The sequence below is a fragment of the Bacillus cereus group sp. BfR-BA-01350 genome, from assembly GCF_022663775.1.
Taxonomy (GTDB): domain Bacteria; phylum Bacillota; class Bacilli; order Bacillales; family Bacillaceae_G; genus Bacillus_A; species Bacillus_A paranthracis.
The window spans coordinates 121,933-140,586 of the sequence record NZ_JAKUGD010000008.1 but is presented as its reverse complement, the minus strand read 5'-3'; the positions used below and the strand labels follow the sequence as shown (position 1 = coordinate 140,586).

The following is an 18,654-nucleotide window of genomic DNA, read 5'->3' as shown; positions in this document are numbered from 1 at the left end:
ACAACTTATCTTATGATAAGTTGTTCTTTTTTAAGAACTACTTGATTTAAAAATAATTGACAGTCATTTAGATTTAATGTTAACTATATTTATAAACTAGTTAACATTAGGGGTGACAATTGTGACTTTTAGTAAGAGTACGACTGACAAACCATCACATACATATGAAGAGTTATCGGAGAAAAATAAAGCCTATGTATGGCATCCATTTACACAAATGAAGGATTATTTAGAAGAAGATCCTGTCATTATTGAACGGGGAGAGGGAAGAAAGCTATACGATGTAAATGGAAATGAATATTGGGACGGTGTTTCGTCTATTTGGTTAAATGTTCATGGACATCAAGTGCCAGAACTAGATGAGGCAATTCGTGAGCAATTAAATAAAATTTCCCATTCTACTATGTTAGGGCTTGCTAACGTTCCATCTATTTTATTAGCCGAAAAAATAATTGGAGTTGTACCAGAAGGTTTGAAGAAAGTATTTTATTCAGACTCCGGTTCTAGCGCTGTTGAAATTGCAATTAAGATGGCCTTTCAATATTGGCAGCATAAAGGAAAACCGAAGAAACAAAGATTTGTTACATTAAAAGAAGCGTATCATGGTGACACAATTGGAGCTGTTTCAGTGGGAGCAATAGACTTGTTTCACCAAGTGTATAGTTCGCTTTTATTTGAAGCAATTAAAATGCCTTATCCATATACATATCGTTCTCCTTATGGAAATAATAAGGAGGAAATTGTAAAAAAACATTTAGAAGAAATGGAAGAGCTGCTGAAAGATAAACATGAAGAGATTGCGGCGATTATTGTAGAACCTTTAATGCAAGGTGCTGGCGGTATGATTACAATGCCAAAAGGATACTTAAAAGGGCTACGTAATTTATGTACAAAATATAATGTTCTATTTATTACAGACGAGGTAGCGACTGGATTTGGGCGTACTGGAAAAATGTTTGCATGTGAACATGAAAATGTAACACCGGATATTTTGACAGCCGGAAAAGGTTTAACAGGCGGATATTTACCAGTTGCAATTACTGTAACGACAGATGAAATTTATAATGCCTTTTTAGGAGGCTATGAAGAACAAAAAACATTTTTCCACGGACATAGTTATACAGGGAATCCGTTAGGGTGTGCGGTAGCAATTGCAAATCTAGAACTATACGAGAAAACAAATTTAATAGAAGAGGTGGCACGTAAAACAGAATATGTGGCAACGCAATTAGAAGACCTCTTTGCATATAAACATGTAGGGGACATTCGTCAATGCGGGTTAATGGTTGGAATTGAACTTGTGAAGAATAAGGAAACGAAAGAAGCGTTTGAATGGACAGAGAGAGTCGGTGTTCAAGTATGTAAACGCTCAAGAGAACTAGGTATGATTTTGCGCCCGCTCGGTAATACGATTGTATTTATGCCCCCTCTTGCTTCTACAATTGATGAGATTGATGATATGTTACGTATTTTGTATAAAGCAATCTCGGATGTTACGGAGGGAGAATAATGAGTGGCTTTTTTATAACAGCAACGGATACTGAAGTGGGGAAAACTGTAGTCGCCGGTGCATTAGCAGGTGTATTTAGAGAACTGGGATATAACATCGGGGTATATAAACCGTTGCAAAGTGGACATGTTGCATCAAATCCAGAAGGAGATGCAGCAAGGCTAAAGGCATTATCAGGTGTACCGACAAAAGAAGATGAAATTTGCCCTTACTCTATTGAAGAGCCGCTTGCCCCGAGACTTGCCATGAAAAGAGCTGGAAGGACAGTAACGTTAAAAGACATTATTCATCACTATAATGAACGATTGAAAGATTTTAATAGTCTACTTGTAGAAGGAGCAGGTGGATTAGCTGTTCCATATACAGAGGACGCTTTAGTAATTGATTTCGCAAAAGAATTACAACTTCCACTTATTGTAGTAGCACGCCCTACATTAGGAACAGTAAATCATACAGTTTTAACGATCGCTTACGCAAAGGCATATGGTTTAACAGTAGCAGGTGTCATTTTATCTGGCTGCAAAGAATGCGAAATGGAAAGAGTGCAAGAAAATAAAGAAATGATTGAAGAGCTAAGTGGGGTACCGGTTTTAGGTTTATTACCATTCTTTGCAGGTGAGTTTACAAGAGAAGAAGTCTTGGAATCTGCTAAAGAATATATAATGATTTCAAAATTAGAGGAGCTTATCCGAAATGAATCAAACGTGGCGCACACATCTTCAATCTAAATTGCAACAATTACATGAGCGAGAGCAGTATCGTAATTTGCATGTAACAGAACAAGCAGAAGAGACATGGCTTATTCGAGATGAGAAAAGGATGCTAAATTTAGCGTCAAATAATTATTTAGGGTTAGCTGGAGATGAAAGATTAAAAGAAGCTGCTATCGCATGTACAAGAAAATATGGAACTGGGGCGACAGCATCAAGGCTCGTGGTAGGAAACTATTCACTGTATGAAGAGGTTGAGAGAAGTATATGCGATTGGAAAGGCACTGAAAAAGCCTTAGTTGTGAATAGTGGATATACCGCAAATATTGGAGTGATCTCTTCATTAGTGAGTCGTCACGATATTGTGTTTAGTGACAAATTAAATCACGCAAGCATTGTTGATGGAATTATATTAAGTGGGGCAGAGCATAAAAGGTATCGTCATAATGATTTGGATCATTTAGAGAAGTTATTGAAAACAGCGTCACCTGAAAAGCGGAAATTAATCGTAACAGATACTGTTTTTAGTATGGATGGTGATACTGCATATTTAAGGGAGTTAGTAGAGCTGAAAGAGAAATACGGGGCAATTCTTATAGTTGATGAAGCACATGCGAGTGGAATATATGGAATTGGCGGAGCTGGATTATCTCATATAGAAGAAAATCTTGCTCGAAAAATAGATATACATATGGGGACGTTTAGTAAGGCTTTAGGGTGTTATGGTGCGTATTTGACAGGCGATGCAATTTATATAGAGTATTTACACAATATGATGAGAAGTTTTATTTTTACTACAGCTTTACCTCCAAGTACGTTAGGAGCAGTGCAAAAAGCAATTGAAATTGTGAAAGAAGATAATGAAAGAAGAGAGAGACTTATAGAGAATGGAGCATATTTCAGACACCATTTACGAGAAGCTGGTTTTGATATTGGAAATAGCTCAACTCATATTGTACCGATTGTAGTCGGTTCAAATGAAACAGCTTTACGGTTTAGTAAAAGGTTGCAACAGGTAGGGATTGCTGCAATTGCAATTCGTCCACCAACGGTTCCAGTTAATAGTTCACGAGTCCGTTTTGCAGTTACGTCCCAACATACAATAGCTGATTTGCAATGGGCTATCCACCATATTATACGTATTGGTAAAGAAGAGGGGTTTTTCGTATGAAAGAGCTAAAGATTATTTTTATTCCTGGGTGGGGAATGGAAGAAGGTGTTTGGACTTTAGTTCTGTCGTATTTTAAAGAATATTCTGTTCAATGTATCAATTGGCGTAATGTGAAAGAACAAAGTGAGTTTGCAGGTCGAGTAATAGATGTAGCAAAGGATGAAAATGTCATTTTAGTTGGATGGTCATTAGGGGCGTTAGCAGCAGTTCAAGCACATAAAAAGATTCAGACAAAAGGTATTGTACTAATTGGTGGTACTGCCAAATTTACAAATTCGAGCGACTATATGAGTGGATGGAATGCTTTGCATGTAGAGCGGCTGAAAAAGAATGTGGCGAGAAAGAAAGAAGATACGCTCAAGCGGTTTTATGAAAATATGTTTACAAAAGATGAACTGAAAGAGAATACGAGTTTTGAAGAGATTGCGCTGAATTTTAAAGGAGACTCGATTCAGTCATTACAATTAGGCTTAGATTATTTAATAGAAGCAGATATGAGAAACGAATTAATAGATGTCAAAGTCCCGCTGTTACTTCTTCATGGAGAACAGGATGTGATATGTCCATTATCTGCAGCTCATAGTATGACAAAGAATGCGAATGCTAAGTTAAAAGTAGTAAGTGAGGCTGGACATGCATTATGCGTAACGAATTTCGAATATTGCGCAAATGAAATCATTCAATTTGTAGAGGGGATACGACATGATCAACAAAACGTTACTACAAAAACGATTTAACGTGGCAGCTGTATCCTACGATCAATATGCAAATGTACAAAAAAAGATGGCGCATTCATTACTTTCTACATTGAATCGGCGATATAGTGCAAATTCATCGATACGTATTTTGGAACTTGGATGCGGGACAGGATATGTTACAGAGCAATTATCAAACTTATTTCCGAAAGCACAAATTACAGCTATTGATTTTGCCGAAAGTATGATTGCAGTTGCGAGAACTAGACAAAATGTAAACAATGTAACATTTTACTGTGAGGATATCGAAAGATTACGACTAGAAGAAACGTATGATGTCATTATTTCAAATGCCACATTTCAATGGCTAAATGATTTAAAACAAGTGATAAGAAATTTATTTCGTCATTTATCTATAGAGGGGATATTACTCTTTTCAACATTTGGACAGGAAACATTTCAAGAATTGCATGCTTCGTTCCAGCGGGCGAAAGAAGAAAAAAATATACAAAATGAAACATCGATTGGGCAACGTTTTTATTCGAAAAATCAGTTGCGCCATATATGTGAGATAGAAACAGGGGATGTACATGTTTCTGAAACGTGTTACATAGAGAGATTTACAGAAGTTAGGGAGTTTCTACATTCTATTCGTAAAGTAGGAGCGACCAATAGTAATGAAGAATCATATTGTCAAAGTCCCTCACTCTTTCGTGCGATGCTTCGCATATACGAAAGAGACTTCACGGGAAATGAAGGGATAATGGCAACGTATCATGCTTTATTTGTGCATATAACAAAAGAGGGGAAGAGATGAAATGAAACAAGTACAAACAAAAAGGGATTGGAAAAAACTTGCATACGACGTAGTAGAAGAAAAAATGATTACGAAAGAGGATGCAATAGCGATATTAGAAGCTAATGATACAGAAGTTTTAGAGATTATGAATGCTGCTTACATTATTCGCCATCATTACTTTGGTAAGAAAGTAAAATTAAATATGATTATTAATACGAAATCTGGATTATGTCCTGAAGATTGCGGATATTGTTCACAATCGATTATTTCAGAAGCACCGATTGATAAATATGCATGGTTAACGCAGGAAAAGATTGTAGAAGGAGCACACGAAGCAATACGCCGTAAAGCTGGTACATATTGTATTGTAGCATCTGGTCGTCGCCCGACGGATAAAGAGGTGAATCACGTAATTGGAGCCGTTAAGGAGATTCGTGAAACGACAGATTTAAAGATTTGTTGTTGTTTAGGTTTCTTAAACGAAGATCAAGCAGGACGTTTAGCTGAAGCTGGTGTACATCGTTATAACCACAACTTAAATACACATGCGAATAATTACGAAAGCATTTGCTCCACTCATACGTATGATGATCGTGTTGGTACAGTTCAAAAAGCGAAACAAGCAGGTATTTCACCATGTTCTGGGGCGATTTTTGGAATGGGAGAGACAATAGAAGAGCGCGCTGAAATTGCATTTGAATTACAACGTATAGATGCAGATTCAATCCCATGCAATTTCCTTGTTGCTGTAAAGGGTACGCCGCTTGAAGGACAAAAGGAGTTAACGCCAGTAGAATGTTTAAAAGTACTGGCAATGATGCGTTTTGTAAACCCAACAAAAGAAATTCGTATTTCAGGAGGGCGTGAAATCAATTTACGTTCTGTACAGCCAATCGGTTTATTTGCAGCAAACTCTATTTTTGTTGGAGACTACTTAACGACAGCTGGACAAGAACCGACTGCAGACTGGGGTATGATTGAAGATTTAGGATTTGAGATTGAAGAATGTGCACTTTAAGATAGAAAAAAGCAAACTTGTAAAAGAGTTTGCTTTTTTTGTAAATAAAATGTAATAAATAGTTGTGAACTCTTGATACTATTGGCTTTTGAGCGAAAAAAAGAATTTTGGTGGACGAATTTTCCAAGCCCCAATTGTACATAGTAAATATGTAATTTATCCGACTTTAATGGGCAGTAAGACCCACACCTCAAAAAGCAGCGAAAGCAAAGAAGTTAGGTGGGGGTCGGGCTGCCATAAAAGTCCGATTGGTTCAACTAATAATCAGTGGGGGATGAAGCCCCCCACTGATTAAAGTTTCACTTTACATTGGGTTGGAGGATTTTACATGCACAAATATATATTAGCGATTATGACTTGTCTCATTTTACTAAAAGCGATAAGCGCTGATCCAGTTAAGGCCGCCGAAAATCCTGAACAAAAAGAGATGCAACAACGAATTGAACAACATTTTCGAACGAAAGCTGAACATTTTGGATTGAAAACAGAAGGGAAAGATTTAAAGGAAGTACGAAAAGAAATTACTATTATAGAAGAAGCGAAGAAAAGAGAGAATGTATGGAAAACAGCACAGACGCTTCGTATACAAACAGAAGGAAAGACAATGGATGAATTAATAAAAGATGTACGGAGAAAAGTGAAGAAATAAAAAAAGAGGCCGCAGCCTCTTTTTTTATGCCCATTGTTTTGATAAGTGAGCCATTTCAATTGCAGCAACTGCAGATTCATAGCCTTTATTACCAGCTTTCGTGCCCGCGCGTTCAATCGCTTGCTCGATCGTTTCAGTCGTCAATACACCGAAAATAACTGGGATGTCTGTTTGTAGTGATAAAGATGCAACACCTTTTGCTACTTCATTACAAACGTAATCGTAATGTGTTGTAGCACCACGAATGACAGTGCCTAACGTAATAACAGCATCATATTTCCCACTATTCGCCATCTTTTTAGCGATTAAAGGAATTTCAAATGCACCAGGAACCCAAGCAACATCGATATCAGCTTCTTCTACACCGTGACGCTTTAATCCGTCTAAAGCGCCGCCAAGTAATTTACTTGTAATAAATTCATTAAAACGTCCAACAACAACCCCAACTTTTAATCCTGTACCAACTAAATGACCTTCGAATACCATAATAAATCTCTCCTTTAATTATAAGTTTAGTAAATGTCCTAATTTGTTTACTTTCGTTTGTAAATACGTTTTATTCTCTTCTTTTGCTGGCATTTGTAACGGTACACGCTCGATTACTTCTAAATCGTAACCTTGTAAGCCAGCAATTTTTCTTGGGTTATTCGTTAATAATCGTAAATGTTGTAAACCTAAATCTTTTAATATTTGAGCGCCAATACCGTAATCCCGCAAATCAGCAGGGAAGCCAAGCTTTTCATTTGCTTCTACAGTATCGAATCCTTCTTCTTGTAACTTATAAGCGCGAAGCTTATTCAGAAGCCCAATGCCTCGTCCTTCTTGTCTCATATAAAGAAGAACGCCCTTTCCTTCACGCTCAATTTGAGCAAGTGCAGCATGGAGTTGTGGTCCGCAATCACATCGGCACGAGCCAAATACATCTCCTGTTAAGCACTCTGAATGAACGCGTACAAGTACAGGCTCTCCTGTTGAAATATCACCTTTTACGAGTGCGATATGCTCTTTCGAATCTAAGGAATTAGAATAGCCAATTGCATGGAAAGTACCGAAATCTGTAGGTAATGTAATTTCCACTTCTCGTGTCACTAATGTTTCATGGTGGCGGCGATAAGCAATTAAATCTTCTATTGTAATCATTTTTATATCAAATTGTTTTGCGCACTGTAGTAAATCAGGTACCCGTGCCATCGTACCGTCCTCATTAATAATTTCACAAATGACGCCAGCTGGTTCTGCTCCGCAGAGCTGTGCTAAATCGACAGCAGCTTCTGTATGACCAGCCCGGCGCAAGACACCACCTTCTTTCGCAATTAATGGAAAGATATGTCCGGGACGATTGAAATCAGCACCTTTTGATGCAGGATTTAACATTTCTCGTATCGTAGTTGCACGTTCGTGGGCACTAATCCCAGTTGTTGTAGAAACATGATCAATGCTCACTGTAAATGCAGTATGATGCGAATCTGTATTATGAGCTACCATTGGTTCTAATTGTAGACGTTCTGCGTACCCTTCTGTAATTGGTACACAAACGAGACCACGTCCATGTGTAATCATAAAGTTAATTGTTTCTGGCGTAATATACTCTGCTAAAGCGATAAAATCGCCTTCATTTTCACGGTTTTCATCATCACATACGATCACGACTTTTCCTTGTTTTAAATCTTCTAGAGCTTCTTCAATACGATGAAACATAATGCTTCCCCCTTATAGAAATCCGTTTTCTTGTAAAAAGTTTTCGGTCATTGAACCTGTTCGTTTTACAGGCTTAGTAATAAATCGTTCGATATATTTACCAATCATGTCACACTCAATGTTTACGATGTCACCGGCATTCTTTTCTCCGATAACAGATTCACTTACTGTGTGCGGGATGAGTGAAATTGTAATGGAAGATTCGTCTAGATCAAATATTGTTAAGCTCGTTCCATCAACAGCAATGGATCCTTTATGCAAACAATAGCGCAGCAGTTCATCAGAAATAGCTATTTTGTAATAGATGGCATTATAGTGTTGTTTTTTGTTTAATATCGTCCCAATGCCATCAATATGTCCTGAAACGAAATGTCCACCGAATCGTCCGTTTGCAGCCATTGCTCGCTCTAAATTTACTTTAGAGTGTAATTTGAGTAGGCGAAGTGATGTCGATTTCATCGTTTCGGGCATTGCATCCACTGTGAATGAAGTTGTTGTGAAACTCGTTACAGTCAAGCAAATACCGTTAACCGCGATGCTATCACCTAAGTGAACATCTGATAAAATTTTATTGGCATGAATCGTTAACTTCATCGCTTCGCCGCTTTGTTGCATGTTTGCAATCGTTCCTAATTCTTCTACAATTCCTGTAAACATTCCATCACCTCACTTCGGGCATGCGCAACAATTTTTATATCATCGCCAATTTGTTTCATCTCTTGAATTTCCAAGGAAAGTGCATCTTGTAATGTTGAAAAACCATTGCCGCCAAATAAAGTAGGGGCATTTTTTCCACCAATTAATTTTGGACTTATATAAGTTACAATTTCATTGAAATACTTTGTTTGTAAGAAACTTGCATGAACGGTTTGACCACCTTCGACGAAAAGAGAAAGAATTTGTTTTTCGCCGAGTAGGTGTAAAACATCCTGTATTTCAATCTGTTTCGTTTTCATTTGGAATATAGCTATATTTTCAGATTCATAAGAAGCTATTTTCTCTGGATTTACATCCGTACCAACTATAATCCATGTCGGTGCTAAACCATCTGTTATGACATGAGAAGATGGTGGCGTTCGTAAATGGGTATCTAAAATAACGCGTATAGGATTTTGCCCCCCGTTAGGAATTCTTGTTGTTAAATGCGGATTATCAGCTATAACTGTATTCACTCCAACAAGAATTGCATCGTGTGTATGACGATATTGATGAACATCAGCTCGTGCATCTTCACTTGTAATCCACTTACTTTCACCGGTTACGGTTGCTGTTTTTCCGTCTAAGCTCATCGCTGTTTTTATTGTTACAAACGGACGTTTCGTTTTCATGTAGTGAAAAAAGTAGCGATTTAATAAAACTGCTTCTGCTTCCAGAACACCGGTAGTTACTTCGATGCCAGCTTCCTCTAATCTTTTTTTTCCATTACCAGAAACGAGAGGATTGCAATCAAGAGTAGCAATTACAACCCGTTTGACTTCTTTTTTGATGAGCAATTCACAGCAAGGTGGTGTTTTTCCAAAATGGCTACATGGTTCAAGTGTTACATACACTGTGGCTCCTTTTGCTTTGTCACCAGCCATATGAAGAGCATGAACTTCTGCGTGTTCTTCACCAGCACGTAAATGAGCTCCCATACCGACGATATTTCCGTCTTTTACAACAACAGCACCAACCATAGGATTTGGACTTGTTTGCCCAGATGTTCCTTCTGCTAATTGCAGAGCAATCCTCATATATTCTTGATCTGTCATTTTCTTCACCTCTCCTAAAAAAATCAAAAAACCCCAAGGATTTTAATATCCTTGGGGCTTGGGAGACGTGATTTCTAGAAATATAGTTCGAATACGAAAGTATAGGAAAGAAACCTAACGATGATTGATATTTTGGCATAAGGAAGAAACCTAGCAAAAATATCAAATTTTTCAAACGCTAGTCGTATCTTTTTATTTCAGTATAGAAAGATAAGTATACAAAATAAAACATATATATAGATTTGAATTGAATCTATAAAAATATGCATACTGAAATAAAAGTGTATTCGCTATATAAAATTACTAGAAAACATATCCTTCTCCCATCCAGACTATACTGTCGGCCCTAGAGTTTCACTAGATCCACCGTTTTCGAGTTGAAAACGGGTCACGGACTTAGAAGTTTGCACTTCATCACCGCCGGTTGGGAATTTCACCCGACCCCGAAGGATGCTGTTTGCTCAAATTATAGCACAAAAAAAATAAAAGGCTAGTAAAAAGTATTCGAATGTGAAGAATTGTGTGAAAATATATGTAGGCTGAGATGGAGACAAAAGTATTAGAAATGTTGTAAGGAGAAGGGATATAACGGAGTTGCTAAAAAGAAAAAACATGCACAAAAAAATGTGCATGTCACATGTGAAATTATTCTGCCTCTGGTGCTCTAACAACAGATTCGAATTTACCTTTATGCGAAGCATCGCAATAAGGCATATTTTTTGATAAACCACAACGGCATAAAGAAAATGCCGGTTTTGCTGGGAATACATTCCCTTGTGAATCAACTAATTCCACGTCCCCTGTAACGCGAAAAGAGCCATTATCATTTACTTTAATTTGTACTTTAGCCAACGCTATCCCTCCTTCCCAAACGCTTAATTTCATCATATAATCAAGAGAAGTACTTGACAATATGAAAAGAGCACTTTCTTTGGAAGAGAAGAGAGTGTTATAATGTTTTTTATAACTGACTAGAGTAAGGTGACGAAAGATGGATAAACAATTACGTACATTACGAAATATTGCAAATGAGCGCACGTGGGCATCATTTTTGAATGATAATCATCCATATAGTTTGTTACACTGGTCCATTGCTGGTGTAGGACAAGAGTCAAAGGATGTTTGGTTACTGCAAGATGAGGTAACATTTCAAACGACAGAATTTCCAACGCTAGATGATGCAATAAAGTGGATTTCTGAAAATATGGAACAAGTTACAGACGTTTTAGCGCAATAAAAAAACAGGCTTATGCAAGCCTGTTTTTTGTTTCTTTTACATATGAGTTTAAAAATTGATCAACGGCTGCTTCATACTCTTCTTTATTTTCGTTATAAGAGCAAGCGTGTGCGCCGTGTTCTGCAATATAAAGTTGTTTATTGTTTTCCTTCGCTTCATAGAGCGCTTTCGTCATATCAGCTAAAATATAATCATCATCTTTACTATGAATAAAGAGGACGGGATTGTTAATGTTTTTTATACAATCGATTGGTGAAACTTCACGAATCGTATAACCGTCACGCACTTTTAAGAAAGCATTTGCTAAAGGTAATAAAGGCCATTTTGGTAAATGGAATTCAACCTTTAAACGGTGCTGTAATTGTCCGTAGAAATCAGAGAAAGGACAATCTGCAATATAGAAGTCAGCACCATCTTCTACAAGTCCTGCGTACTGAAGAAGTGTTGCAGCGCCCATCGATTCACCATGAATACCGAGTGTTATATTTGTTCCAAAACGACCTTTTAGCCAGTCAACTACAGATTTTAAATCATGCTTTTCATAGTAGCCATAGCTTGTTGTTTTTCCGCCAGTTTTACCATGACGACGATGATCATAAATAACGACATTATATCCTCTGTTTAAAAATAACCTTGCATATTTTACAGAGTTCATTTTATTTACAGTTACGCCGTGACAGAAAATCATAAACTTATTGGAATGACCAGCAGGAATGTAATATCCGTGAAGATCATATCCGAATTGCGAAGGAATATGAATTTCTTCTTTATGAAGAGCATCAAAATCCTCTATACGAAAATGTTTTTTCGTTTCTCTTTCGAGTATTTCTTCCTCTGTTTTTTTCTTTAAGTACATCACCTTATTTGTAAAGAAAATCCCAAGGGCAGTTATCGCACCTAGTATAGTAAACAATGCTGCAAAAAAACGTTTCATACTTTACCTCATCCTCCAAATACCGTTACATGTGATACACTTATATTGTATCACAAGGATAGAAAAGGGGAGAAATAGGAAATGGTGCATATACAAAAAATTACGCCAGCGATGAAAGAAACAATTCGAATGTTCATGTGTGAGAACTGGGGGAGCTCATTGATGGTTTCACGTGGTAAGGGACATCAGTTAGAAGAGTTGCCAGGATTTGTTGCGCTCTCAGAAGACAGAATAATCGGAATTGTAACGTATGAATTGATCGGAAATATGTGCGAAATTGTATCGTTAGATAGCTTTGAAGAAAGAAAAGGAATAGGGACAAAACTTGTGGATTGTGTATTACGAGTTGCAGAAGAAGAACGGTGCAGGCAGGTTTGGCTTATAACAACAAATGATAATATGAATGCGTTACGTTTTTACCAAAAACGTAATTTTTTGATGACGAATTTATATGTAAATGCGGTGGAAGAGGCACGAAAAATAAAGAAAGAAATTCCGCGCATTGGGTATGATAATATCCCGATTTTACATGAAATTCAATTAGAATATAGTTTAGTGTAATGATGTAACAATTTTCAGAAATATAAATTATTAACCTTGACGAATATTGTAATTTAGGTTACCGTAAAATTGTAATCTATTACCATATTAAGGGGTGACGATGTGGCAACTATACGTGATGTTGCAAAATTGGCAGGTGTTTCAGTCGCAACCGTTTCACGAGTTATAAATGAAAAAGGATACGTTCATGAGGACACAGTAAAACAAGTAAAGGAAGCAATTGAGGAATTACGTTATAGGCCAAATAGTGCAGCAAAGCCACTATTTAAAGAGAATTCAACGATAATTGCATTACTTGTAGATAATCTATATGACCCATCAAACATCACTTTGCTACATTGTATTGAGGAAATAGCGTATAAAGAAGGATATCAAATTATTGTTTGTAATATAGAGAATAAAGATAGATACATACATATGTTGAAGGAAAATAACGTTGCAGGTGTTATTTTGACAAGATCCGTTTTTAAAAGTATAGGAGAAATCCCACTTCCGTTTGTTGTGATTGATGAAAAAAAATCTCATGCAAATTATTATGAAAGTGGCCAAAGAGCGGTCTTTTTATTAAAAGAAAAAGGTTGTCACTTTCTTGCTTATTTCGGTGAGGGCGAAGATAGTGAAGAAATGGAAGAGTACATATCAGGATTTTTAGACGCTGTTTGGGAGGAAGGAATCTCTTATCGAGAAGAATGTGTACAAGGGTATACGAATAAAAAGTTTGTTACATTATTGCAAACTTATCCGTATATAGATGGAATTGTAACTTCAAATGATAAGATTACCTTTGAGTTAATTCGAGCAGCAAAAAAATTAAATATCCGTATACCGGATAAATTGAAAATTATTGGAATGAACGGGAGTATAGACAGTGAGTGGGCAGGTCCGTCATTTATGCAAATGGAAAGTTGTATCGAAGAAAATGGGAAAATAGCATTGCAACAATTAAAGGGAAAAATAAAAAAGTAAAAGGTGCGTATAAAACGCACCTTTTATAATGTAATTGCGGCAATAAAGCCGAATATAAGTAACGGTATATTGTAATGTAAAAAAGTTGGTACACACGTATCCCATATATGATGGTGTTGACCATCAGCATTTAAACCGGATGTTGGTCCAAGTGTACTATCTGATGCTGGAGATCCTGCGTCTCCTAGCGCTCCGGCTGTACCGATAATTGCAATGGTGGCCATTGGACTAAATCCAAGCTGAATACAAAGAGGTACAAAAATTGTTGTTAAAATAGGGATGGTTGAAAAAGATGATCCAATCCCCATCGTAACGAGCAGTCCAATTACAAGCATAAGAAATGCAGCGAGTGGTTTGTTATTCCCAATTATATGTGCACTCGTTTGTACAAGAGATTCAACATGTCCTGTTTTTCGAAGAACAGCTCCGAACCCAGCGGCAGAAATCATAACAAATCCGATAAAGGACATCATACGCATTCCGCTTGTTAAAATTGCATCAGCTTCTTTAAGAGGTAGACTACCACTAACTGATAAAACGATAATCCCCGCTAGAGCGCCGAAAATCATTGATTCTGTTGCTAATTGAACAGTTAATGTAGCTAAGATAGATACTAGCCCGAAAGTAATGCTTCGTTTTGTATAGGGAACGATTTCATTTTCAGTAGTATGAATTTGTTCTGTTTCATACGTACGAGGTTTTCGGTACGTAATAAATACTGCCACACATAATCCGATAATCATACCGATTGCTGGAATGGTCATTGCTTTTGGAATAAGTGTGACATCAAATGTAAGACCGCTTTGCGCAGCATTTGTTTGTAATACGTCATGATAAATTTTTCCGAATCCTGCTGGAATCCACATATAAGGAGTAATCAATCCGAATGTAATAATACATGTAACAAGTCTGCGATCCACTTTCAGCTCATTTAATACTTTTAAAAGTGCTGGAATTAAGATGGGGATGAAAGCGATGTGAACAGGAATCACATTTTGTGAGAAACAAGCCATCGTTAAAATGATAAATAGAATAAGTATTTTAGAGTAAACTTGTTTTTTCGTGTCTTGTTCATTGCCAATCCACTTTAATGCCGTTTGAATCATAGCATCTGGAAGTCCGGTTTTGGAAAGAGAAATAGCGAAACCACCAAGCATTGCATAACTTAAAGCGATTGGAGCACTGTTTCCAAGACCAGTTGTAAAAGTGTTAATCGTTTCTGAAATACCGAGTCCACCGATAAGTCCGCCTGTTAAAGCTCCAACAATGATGGCGACAATGACCTGGACACGTAACAAACTAAGCAATAGCATAACTGCTACTGCAATGAGTACAGCATTCATAATAAATGTAATCTCCCCAAAATTTTATTGTGTTAAGGCAAGGAAATATGAATCACCTTGCTAGATTTATACATAGTTGCGACATATTATTATAAATTGTTTTTTATGAAATGTAAAAGAGCCTTTTGTTACTAATGGTGAAAAGCTAGCTCTTGTTTAATGGATTGTAAAGAACGAGCGAATAATTCTGGCTCTTCTAAATCGGGAGAATGTGCTGAATTTGGGAACCAAATCATCTTTTTTATCGGTGCTTCTATTACATCACAATATTCCTGAACGAGTGCATAAGGAGTTTGATAATCATAGCGACCAGAACAAAAATAAACTGGAATAGATAAACTCGTAATAGAAGAAAAGAAATCGATTGTCAACATTTCTTCCCATAAAACGCCAGATTTTAAATTCCCTGCGAGAAACTTGAACCAATCTAATAGCGTATATTCAGGGGAAAAGAAGCCTTTTCGTATGAACGAAAAGGAAGATCCGTTTTGGATTGCTCCTCCGAATGTGCCAAGCCATTTTCTTTGAATAATAAGGCGTCTCGTATCTAAAAATGGCGGTTTTCCTAATTTTAAAAGGGACGCTAATGCTTTTTTATGATTATATTTTTTTGCAGAACGAATTAAATGCTGATATAGTAATTCCTCGTTTTGTTTCATATGTACAATTTGCCCAATACCGATATAAGCCTCGATATATTGTGGATAATGGTGTGCTATGTTAAGCCCGATAATACTTCCCCAAGAATGACCAGCGAGAAATAGTTTCTGTTTATTGAACTTTTTAAGTACATATTGAATCACTTCTTTTGCATCGGAAATGAATTGTTTGATTGTAAAATTTGCTCCGAAATCTTTCATTGAAAAGGATTTACCTGCCCCGCGCTGATCCCAATTAATTACGATGAAGTGTTTCTCCAATTCTTTTTGAAAATGACGAATAAATCCGATTTGTGCCATGCCTGGTCCACCGTGACAGCATAATAAAATAGGCTGCTCTACGTTTTGCCCGCGCATAAGGAGAGTTTGTTTTCGGTTGTTAATCATAACGCTTTCCATCGTAGCGATACTATTAGGAATGAGTTTTTTATTTTCATTATAGAACTGCGGGGTATTGCTACGAAAAAGCATATTGAAAACCTCCTTTTCTAAAATCGTATGAATCGCACAGGCTATTCGTTTTGCATATACTGTTAGAAAATCATTGTAACATACCATACTAGTGTCATTTCAATATGGGAGGAGGGAAATTGTGACGATTGGAGAAATTATCGATTGTTTAAATAGGCGTGAATCCATCGCTATTATAGCAAAACGTCTTGAAATAAGCCCGTATACATTATCGAAGAAATTAAGATTGATTGGATACGAATATGATGGAGAACAGAAAAAGCGTATTTTTGTAGGAGATGGAGAAGAACCGCGTCACTTACAACTCCAAGAAGCGACAGCCCTTCAATATGCGAAAACGGATTATCAACTATTAATTTATGAACAATTACAAAGTATTTATGAGTTATTAAGAAAGAAAGAAGAAGTAATTGCGCCCATGATGAATATAAGTACAGAAAAAAAGAAACGTACCTTTTCTATTAATAAAGAAATATTAGCAAAACTAGACGTTATATCAGAATCGAAAGGAATTCAAAAATCTAAACTTGTAGAAGAGGCGTTACAACAATTTTTACAACAATATGATTTTAACAACACATCACATATTGATAAATAAAGAAAAGGATACTATGTTCATTGTAAGAACGAGTATCCTTTTTAGGTTTCACATATATGACGGATAAAAGGTTTATGTGTATATCTTTTACGATGAAAAATTAATATTGTTTATCTATGAGTGTACTTAATTTGTTTTTTGAATTCTACCATCGATAATTGGCTGAATAGGTTCTTTTAATTGTTTTACGTAATCGACTAGCGCTTCAAAGTCGTTTGGACCAGTCTCTGGATTTTTACCATTTTTAAATGATACAAATCCATCACCGCCAGAAGCTAAAAAGGCATTTGCCACTACGCTATACGTTTTAGATGGAGATAATTCTTCACCGTTTGTTAAACGTATATTTGTAACTTTTTCACCGTTGGGTTTATTTGCATCCCACGTATATTGAATACCTGAAATTTGAAGCATTCTCGTCGTTCCTTTTTGCCATTGTTGATTTAAAATGTCGCGAATATCTTGACCTGTTAAATCTACTTTAATTAATTGGTTTCCAAAAGGCTGAATGCCGTATAATTCGCCCCATGTAATATCGCCAGCATCTAAGTCATTACGAATGCCGCCCGGATTCATAAGTGCGATTTGAGTTTGCATCGTTTGGCGCTGGGCATCGGCAACTAAATTTCCAAGAGTGGACTCACCAGCATCGTTTTGTTTACGGTCGATAGGTGCTGTAGATTTTCCGACAACTTCATTTACAAGCGGTGCAATTTTTTCTTTATATTGATCTAGTTTTTTCTTTACTTGTTTATCAGGTTCTACACCTTCATGGTATGTTGTAACAACTTCAGCTTTTTTCTTTACAATATCTTTTGTTTTACGATCAATTGTTACATCTACATCTGAGAAAGCCATTCCGTAAGAGTTCGCTTGGACGATTAGTTTATTATTTACAGTACCATTTACATACGTATGACTATGCCCACCAAAAATAACATCAACTTCCGGATCTGTTTCATTTGCAATTCGAGTAAGGTCTCCATTTGTCACACCAGACTCATCTGTTGTTCCACCGACATGAGCAAGGACAATAATGGATTTAACACCAAGACGTTTTAATTGTTGCGCTGATTTATTAATTGCCTCTACCTCGTCAGTGATTTCTACATTTTTAAGCATAGTAGGCATCACGACATTTGGTGTATCAGTTGTAACGACGCCAATGAATCCTATAGGCACACCGTTTACCATTTTTACAGTAAATGGCGGTAAAAATAAGCGACCAGTGGATTTATTATAGAAGTTTGCAGCGACATAAGGGAAGTTAGCTCCTTTGAAATTGCCTGTTTTTTCGTGATATCCACCGTAAATGAGGCGTTTCATTTCATCGATACCTTCATCAAATTCGTGATTTCCAATTGTACCAACATCAAACTTTAAGTCATTTAAAAATTCAATCGTTGGTTCGTCCTGTAACAACGCTGAAACTGGTGGACTAGCTCCGACAATATCGCCAGCATGTACGAGAAGTGTATTAGGATTTTGCTTTTTACGTTCTTTTAAATAAGTAGCTAAGTAATCAGCGCCACCAGCTTCTTTGTTATTAATTTTTTTAACAGTATCTAGTTGTCCATGGAAATCATTAATACCAAGAATTTGTACGTCTATGTAGCGGTTTTGTTCAGCTGGAGTCTGAGATGGGGGAGCGGCAAATACGCTTGAAAAAGTAATGGTACTTAAAACGGCAACAGTAGGAATAATTTTCTTCCACATAATATAATTCTCCTTTTTTTTATAATCTGACATCATACGACATAATTTTAATAGATTCATAGGATTATATCTATATAAAAATTTAGTTTTTTCGAAAAATTAACATATTTACAAAGAGTGAATAATAGAGTAACGCTCCTTTTTGTTGTCGATTTCATGGTGTATCTA

At 36.6% G+C, this 18,654-nt stretch carries 20 protein-coding genes and 1 riboswitch; of the genes, 11 read left to right on the top strand and 9 right to left on the bottom strand.

The features are described from left to right. Positions 1–121: 121 nt before the first annotated feature. From bioA to MR147_RS18140, 7 genes are all read left to right on the top strand, one after another. Positions 122–1,510 carry an adenosylmethionine--8-amino-7-oxononanoate transaminase gene (gene bioA, locus MR147_RS18170; protein WP_074606935.1) on the top strand — a complete coding sequence of 463 codons (1,389 nt, stop codon included), beginning with the start codon at positions 122–124 and terminating at the stop codon, positions 1,508–1,510. Next, positions 1,510–2,238 carry an ATP-dependent dethiobiotin synthetase BioD gene (gene bioD, locus MR147_RS18165; protein ID WP_000012488.1) on the top strand — a complete coding sequence of 243 codons (729 nt, stop codon included), beginning with the start codon at positions 1,510–1,512 and terminating at the stop codon, positions 2,236–2,238. The genes bioA and bioD overlap by 1 nt, the downstream gene beginning before the upstream one ends. After that, positions 2,204–3,391, top strand: coding sequence for an 8-amino-7-oxononanoate synthase (bioF, locus tag MR147_RS18160; RefSeq protein ID WP_074606934.1), 1,188 nt, complete (start codon positions 2,204–2,206; stop codon positions 3,389–3,391). The genes bioD and bioF overlap by 35 nt, the downstream gene beginning before the upstream one ends. Continuing rightward, positions 3,388–4,128: an alpha/beta fold hydrolase gene (locus MR147_RS18155; RefSeq protein WP_074606932.1), complete on the top strand. Its 741-nt coding sequence runs from the start codon at positions 3,388–3,390 to the stop codon at positions 4,126–4,128. The genes bioF and MR147_RS18155 overlap by 4 nt, the downstream gene beginning before the upstream one ends. Continuing rightward, the gene (bioC, locus tag MR147_RS18150) at positions 4,094–4,903 is read left to right on the top strand and encodes a malonyl-ACP O-methyltransferase BioC (RefSeq protein ID WP_000608933.1); all 810 of its coding nucleotides are present in this window, start codon (positions 4,094–4,096) and stop codon (positions 4,901–4,903) included. The genes MR147_RS18155 and bioC overlap by 35 nt, the downstream gene beginning before the upstream one ends. 1 nt (position 4,904) lies before the next feature. Further along, on the top strand, positions 4,905–5,903 hold the full coding sequence (bioB, locus tag MR147_RS18145; RefSeq protein WP_074606930.1) for a biotin synthase: 999 nt from the start codon (positions 4,905–4,907) through the stop codon (positions 5,901–5,903). Positions 5,904–6,231: 328 nt separating this feature from the next. Next, positions 6,232–6,552: a hypothetical protein gene (locus tag MR147_RS18140; protein ID WP_000549777.1), complete on the top strand. Its 321-nt coding sequence runs from the start codon at positions 6,232–6,234 to the stop codon at positions 6,550–6,552. Between the two features lie 24 nt (positions 6,553–6,576). Here the strand turns inward: MR147_RS18140 and ribH are convergent, their stop codons facing one another. The 5 genes from ribH to MR147_RS18115 form a co-directional block, all read right to left on the bottom strand. After that, positions 6,577–7,038, bottom strand: a complete 462-nt coding sequence (gene ribH / locus MR147_RS18135; RefSeq protein WP_000230889.1) for a 6,7-dimethyl-8-ribityllumazine synthase — start codon at positions 7,036–7,038, stop codon at positions 6,577–6,579. A gap of 18 nt (positions 7,039–7,056) precedes the next feature. After that, entirely contained in the window at positions 7,057–8,250 is a 1,194-nt protein-coding gene (gene ribBA, locus MR147_RS18130) for a bifunctional 3,4-dihydroxy-2-butanone 4-phosphate synthase/GTP cyclohydrolase II (RefSeq protein WP_074606928.1), read from the bottom strand. A 12-nt stretch (positions 8,251–8,262) separates the two neighbouring features. Then, complete coding sequence (gene ribE, locus MR147_RS18125; RefSeq protein ID WP_074606926.1) at positions 8,263–8,907, bottom strand: riboflavin synthase subunit alpha; 645 nt, start codon at positions 8,905–8,907, stop codon at positions 8,263–8,265. Continuing rightward, on the bottom strand, positions 8,889–10,001 hold the full coding sequence (gene ribD / locus MR147_RS18120) for a bifunctional diaminohydroxyphosphoribosylaminopyrimidine deaminase/5-amino-6-(5-phosphoribosylamino)uracil reductase RibD (protein WP_074606924.1): 1,113 nt from the start codon (positions 9,999–10,001) through the stop codon (positions 8,889–8,891). The genes ribE and ribD overlap by 19 nt, the downstream gene beginning before the upstream one ends. Positions 10,002–10,312: 311 nt before the next feature. Next, positions 10,313–10,456: riboswitch (FMN riboswitch) on the bottom strand. 190 nt (positions 10,457–10,646) lie between these two features. After that, a complete protein-coding gene (locus tag MR147_RS18115; protein WP_001151582.1) occupies positions 10,647–10,853 on the bottom strand; it encodes a CDGSH iron-sulfur domain-containing protein in 207 nt (68 codons plus the stop codon). Positions 10,854–10,992: 139 nt separating this feature from the next. Here MR147_RS18115 and MR147_RS18110 point away from each other — a divergent pair, with 139 nt between their 5' ends. Further along, complete coding sequence (locus MR147_RS18110; protein ID WP_000360809.1) at positions 10,993–11,238, top strand: YqkC family protein; 246 nt, start codon at positions 10,993–10,995, stop codon at positions 11,236–11,238. A gap of 10 nt (positions 11,239–11,248) precedes the next feature. Here the strand turns inward: MR147_RS18110 and MR147_RS18105 are convergent, their stop codons facing one another. After that, positions 11,249–12,172 carry an alpha/beta hydrolase gene (locus MR147_RS18105; protein WP_074606922.1) on the bottom strand — a complete coding sequence of 308 codons (924 nt, stop codon included), beginning with the start codon at positions 12,170–12,172 and terminating at the stop codon, positions 11,249–11,251. An 81-nt stretch (positions 12,173–12,253) separates the two neighbouring features. Here MR147_RS18105 and MR147_RS18100 point away from each other — a divergent pair, with 81 nt between their 5' ends. Both MR147_RS18100 and MR147_RS18095 read left to right on the top strand, forming a co-directional pair. Next, positions 12,254–12,733 (top strand): GNAT family N-acetyltransferase, encoded by a 480-nt coding sequence (locus MR147_RS18100; RefSeq protein ID WP_046197871.1) that lies wholly within the window; start codon positions 12,254–12,256, stop codon positions 12,731–12,733. A 102-nt stretch (positions 12,734–12,835) separates the two neighbouring features. Then, positions 12,836–13,699, top strand: coding sequence for a LacI family DNA-binding transcriptional regulator (locus tag MR147_RS18095; protein WP_074606920.1), 864 nt, complete (start codon positions 12,836–12,838; stop codon positions 13,697–13,699). Between the two features lie 23 nt (positions 13,700–13,722). On the opposite strand, the gene MR147_RS18090 is transcribed toward MR147_RS18095, so the two are convergent. Together MR147_RS18090 and MR147_RS18085 are read right to left on the bottom strand one after the other, a co-directional pair. After that, on the bottom strand, positions 13,723–15,042 hold the full coding sequence (locus MR147_RS18090) for a Na+/H+ antiporter family protein (RefSeq protein WP_074606918.1): 1,320 nt from the start codon (positions 15,040–15,042) through the stop codon (positions 13,723–13,725). A 131-nt stretch (positions 15,043–15,173) separates the two neighbouring features. Then, positions 15,174–16,172 carry an alpha/beta fold hydrolase gene (locus MR147_RS18085; protein WP_074606916.1) on the bottom strand — a complete coding sequence of 333 codons (999 nt, stop codon included), beginning with the start codon at positions 16,170–16,172 and terminating at the stop codon, positions 15,174–15,176. A 121-nt stretch (positions 16,173–16,293) separates the two neighbouring features. Between MR147_RS18085 and MR147_RS18080 the strand changes: the two genes are divergently transcribed. Further along, a complete protein-coding gene (locus tag MR147_RS18080; protein WP_000151910.1) occupies positions 16,294–16,770 on the top strand; it encodes a ribbon-helix-helix domain-containing protein in 477 nt (158 codons plus the stop codon). 126 nt (positions 16,771–16,896) lie between these two features. Here the strand turns inward: MR147_RS18080 and MR147_RS18075 are convergent, their stop codons facing one another. After that, positions 16,897–18,486, bottom strand: a complete 1,590-nt coding sequence (locus MR147_RS18075; protein WP_242304611.1) for a bifunctional metallophosphatase/5'-nucleotidase — start codon at positions 18,484–18,486, stop codon at positions 16,897–16,899. Positions 18,487–18,654 lie beyond the last annotated feature (168 nt).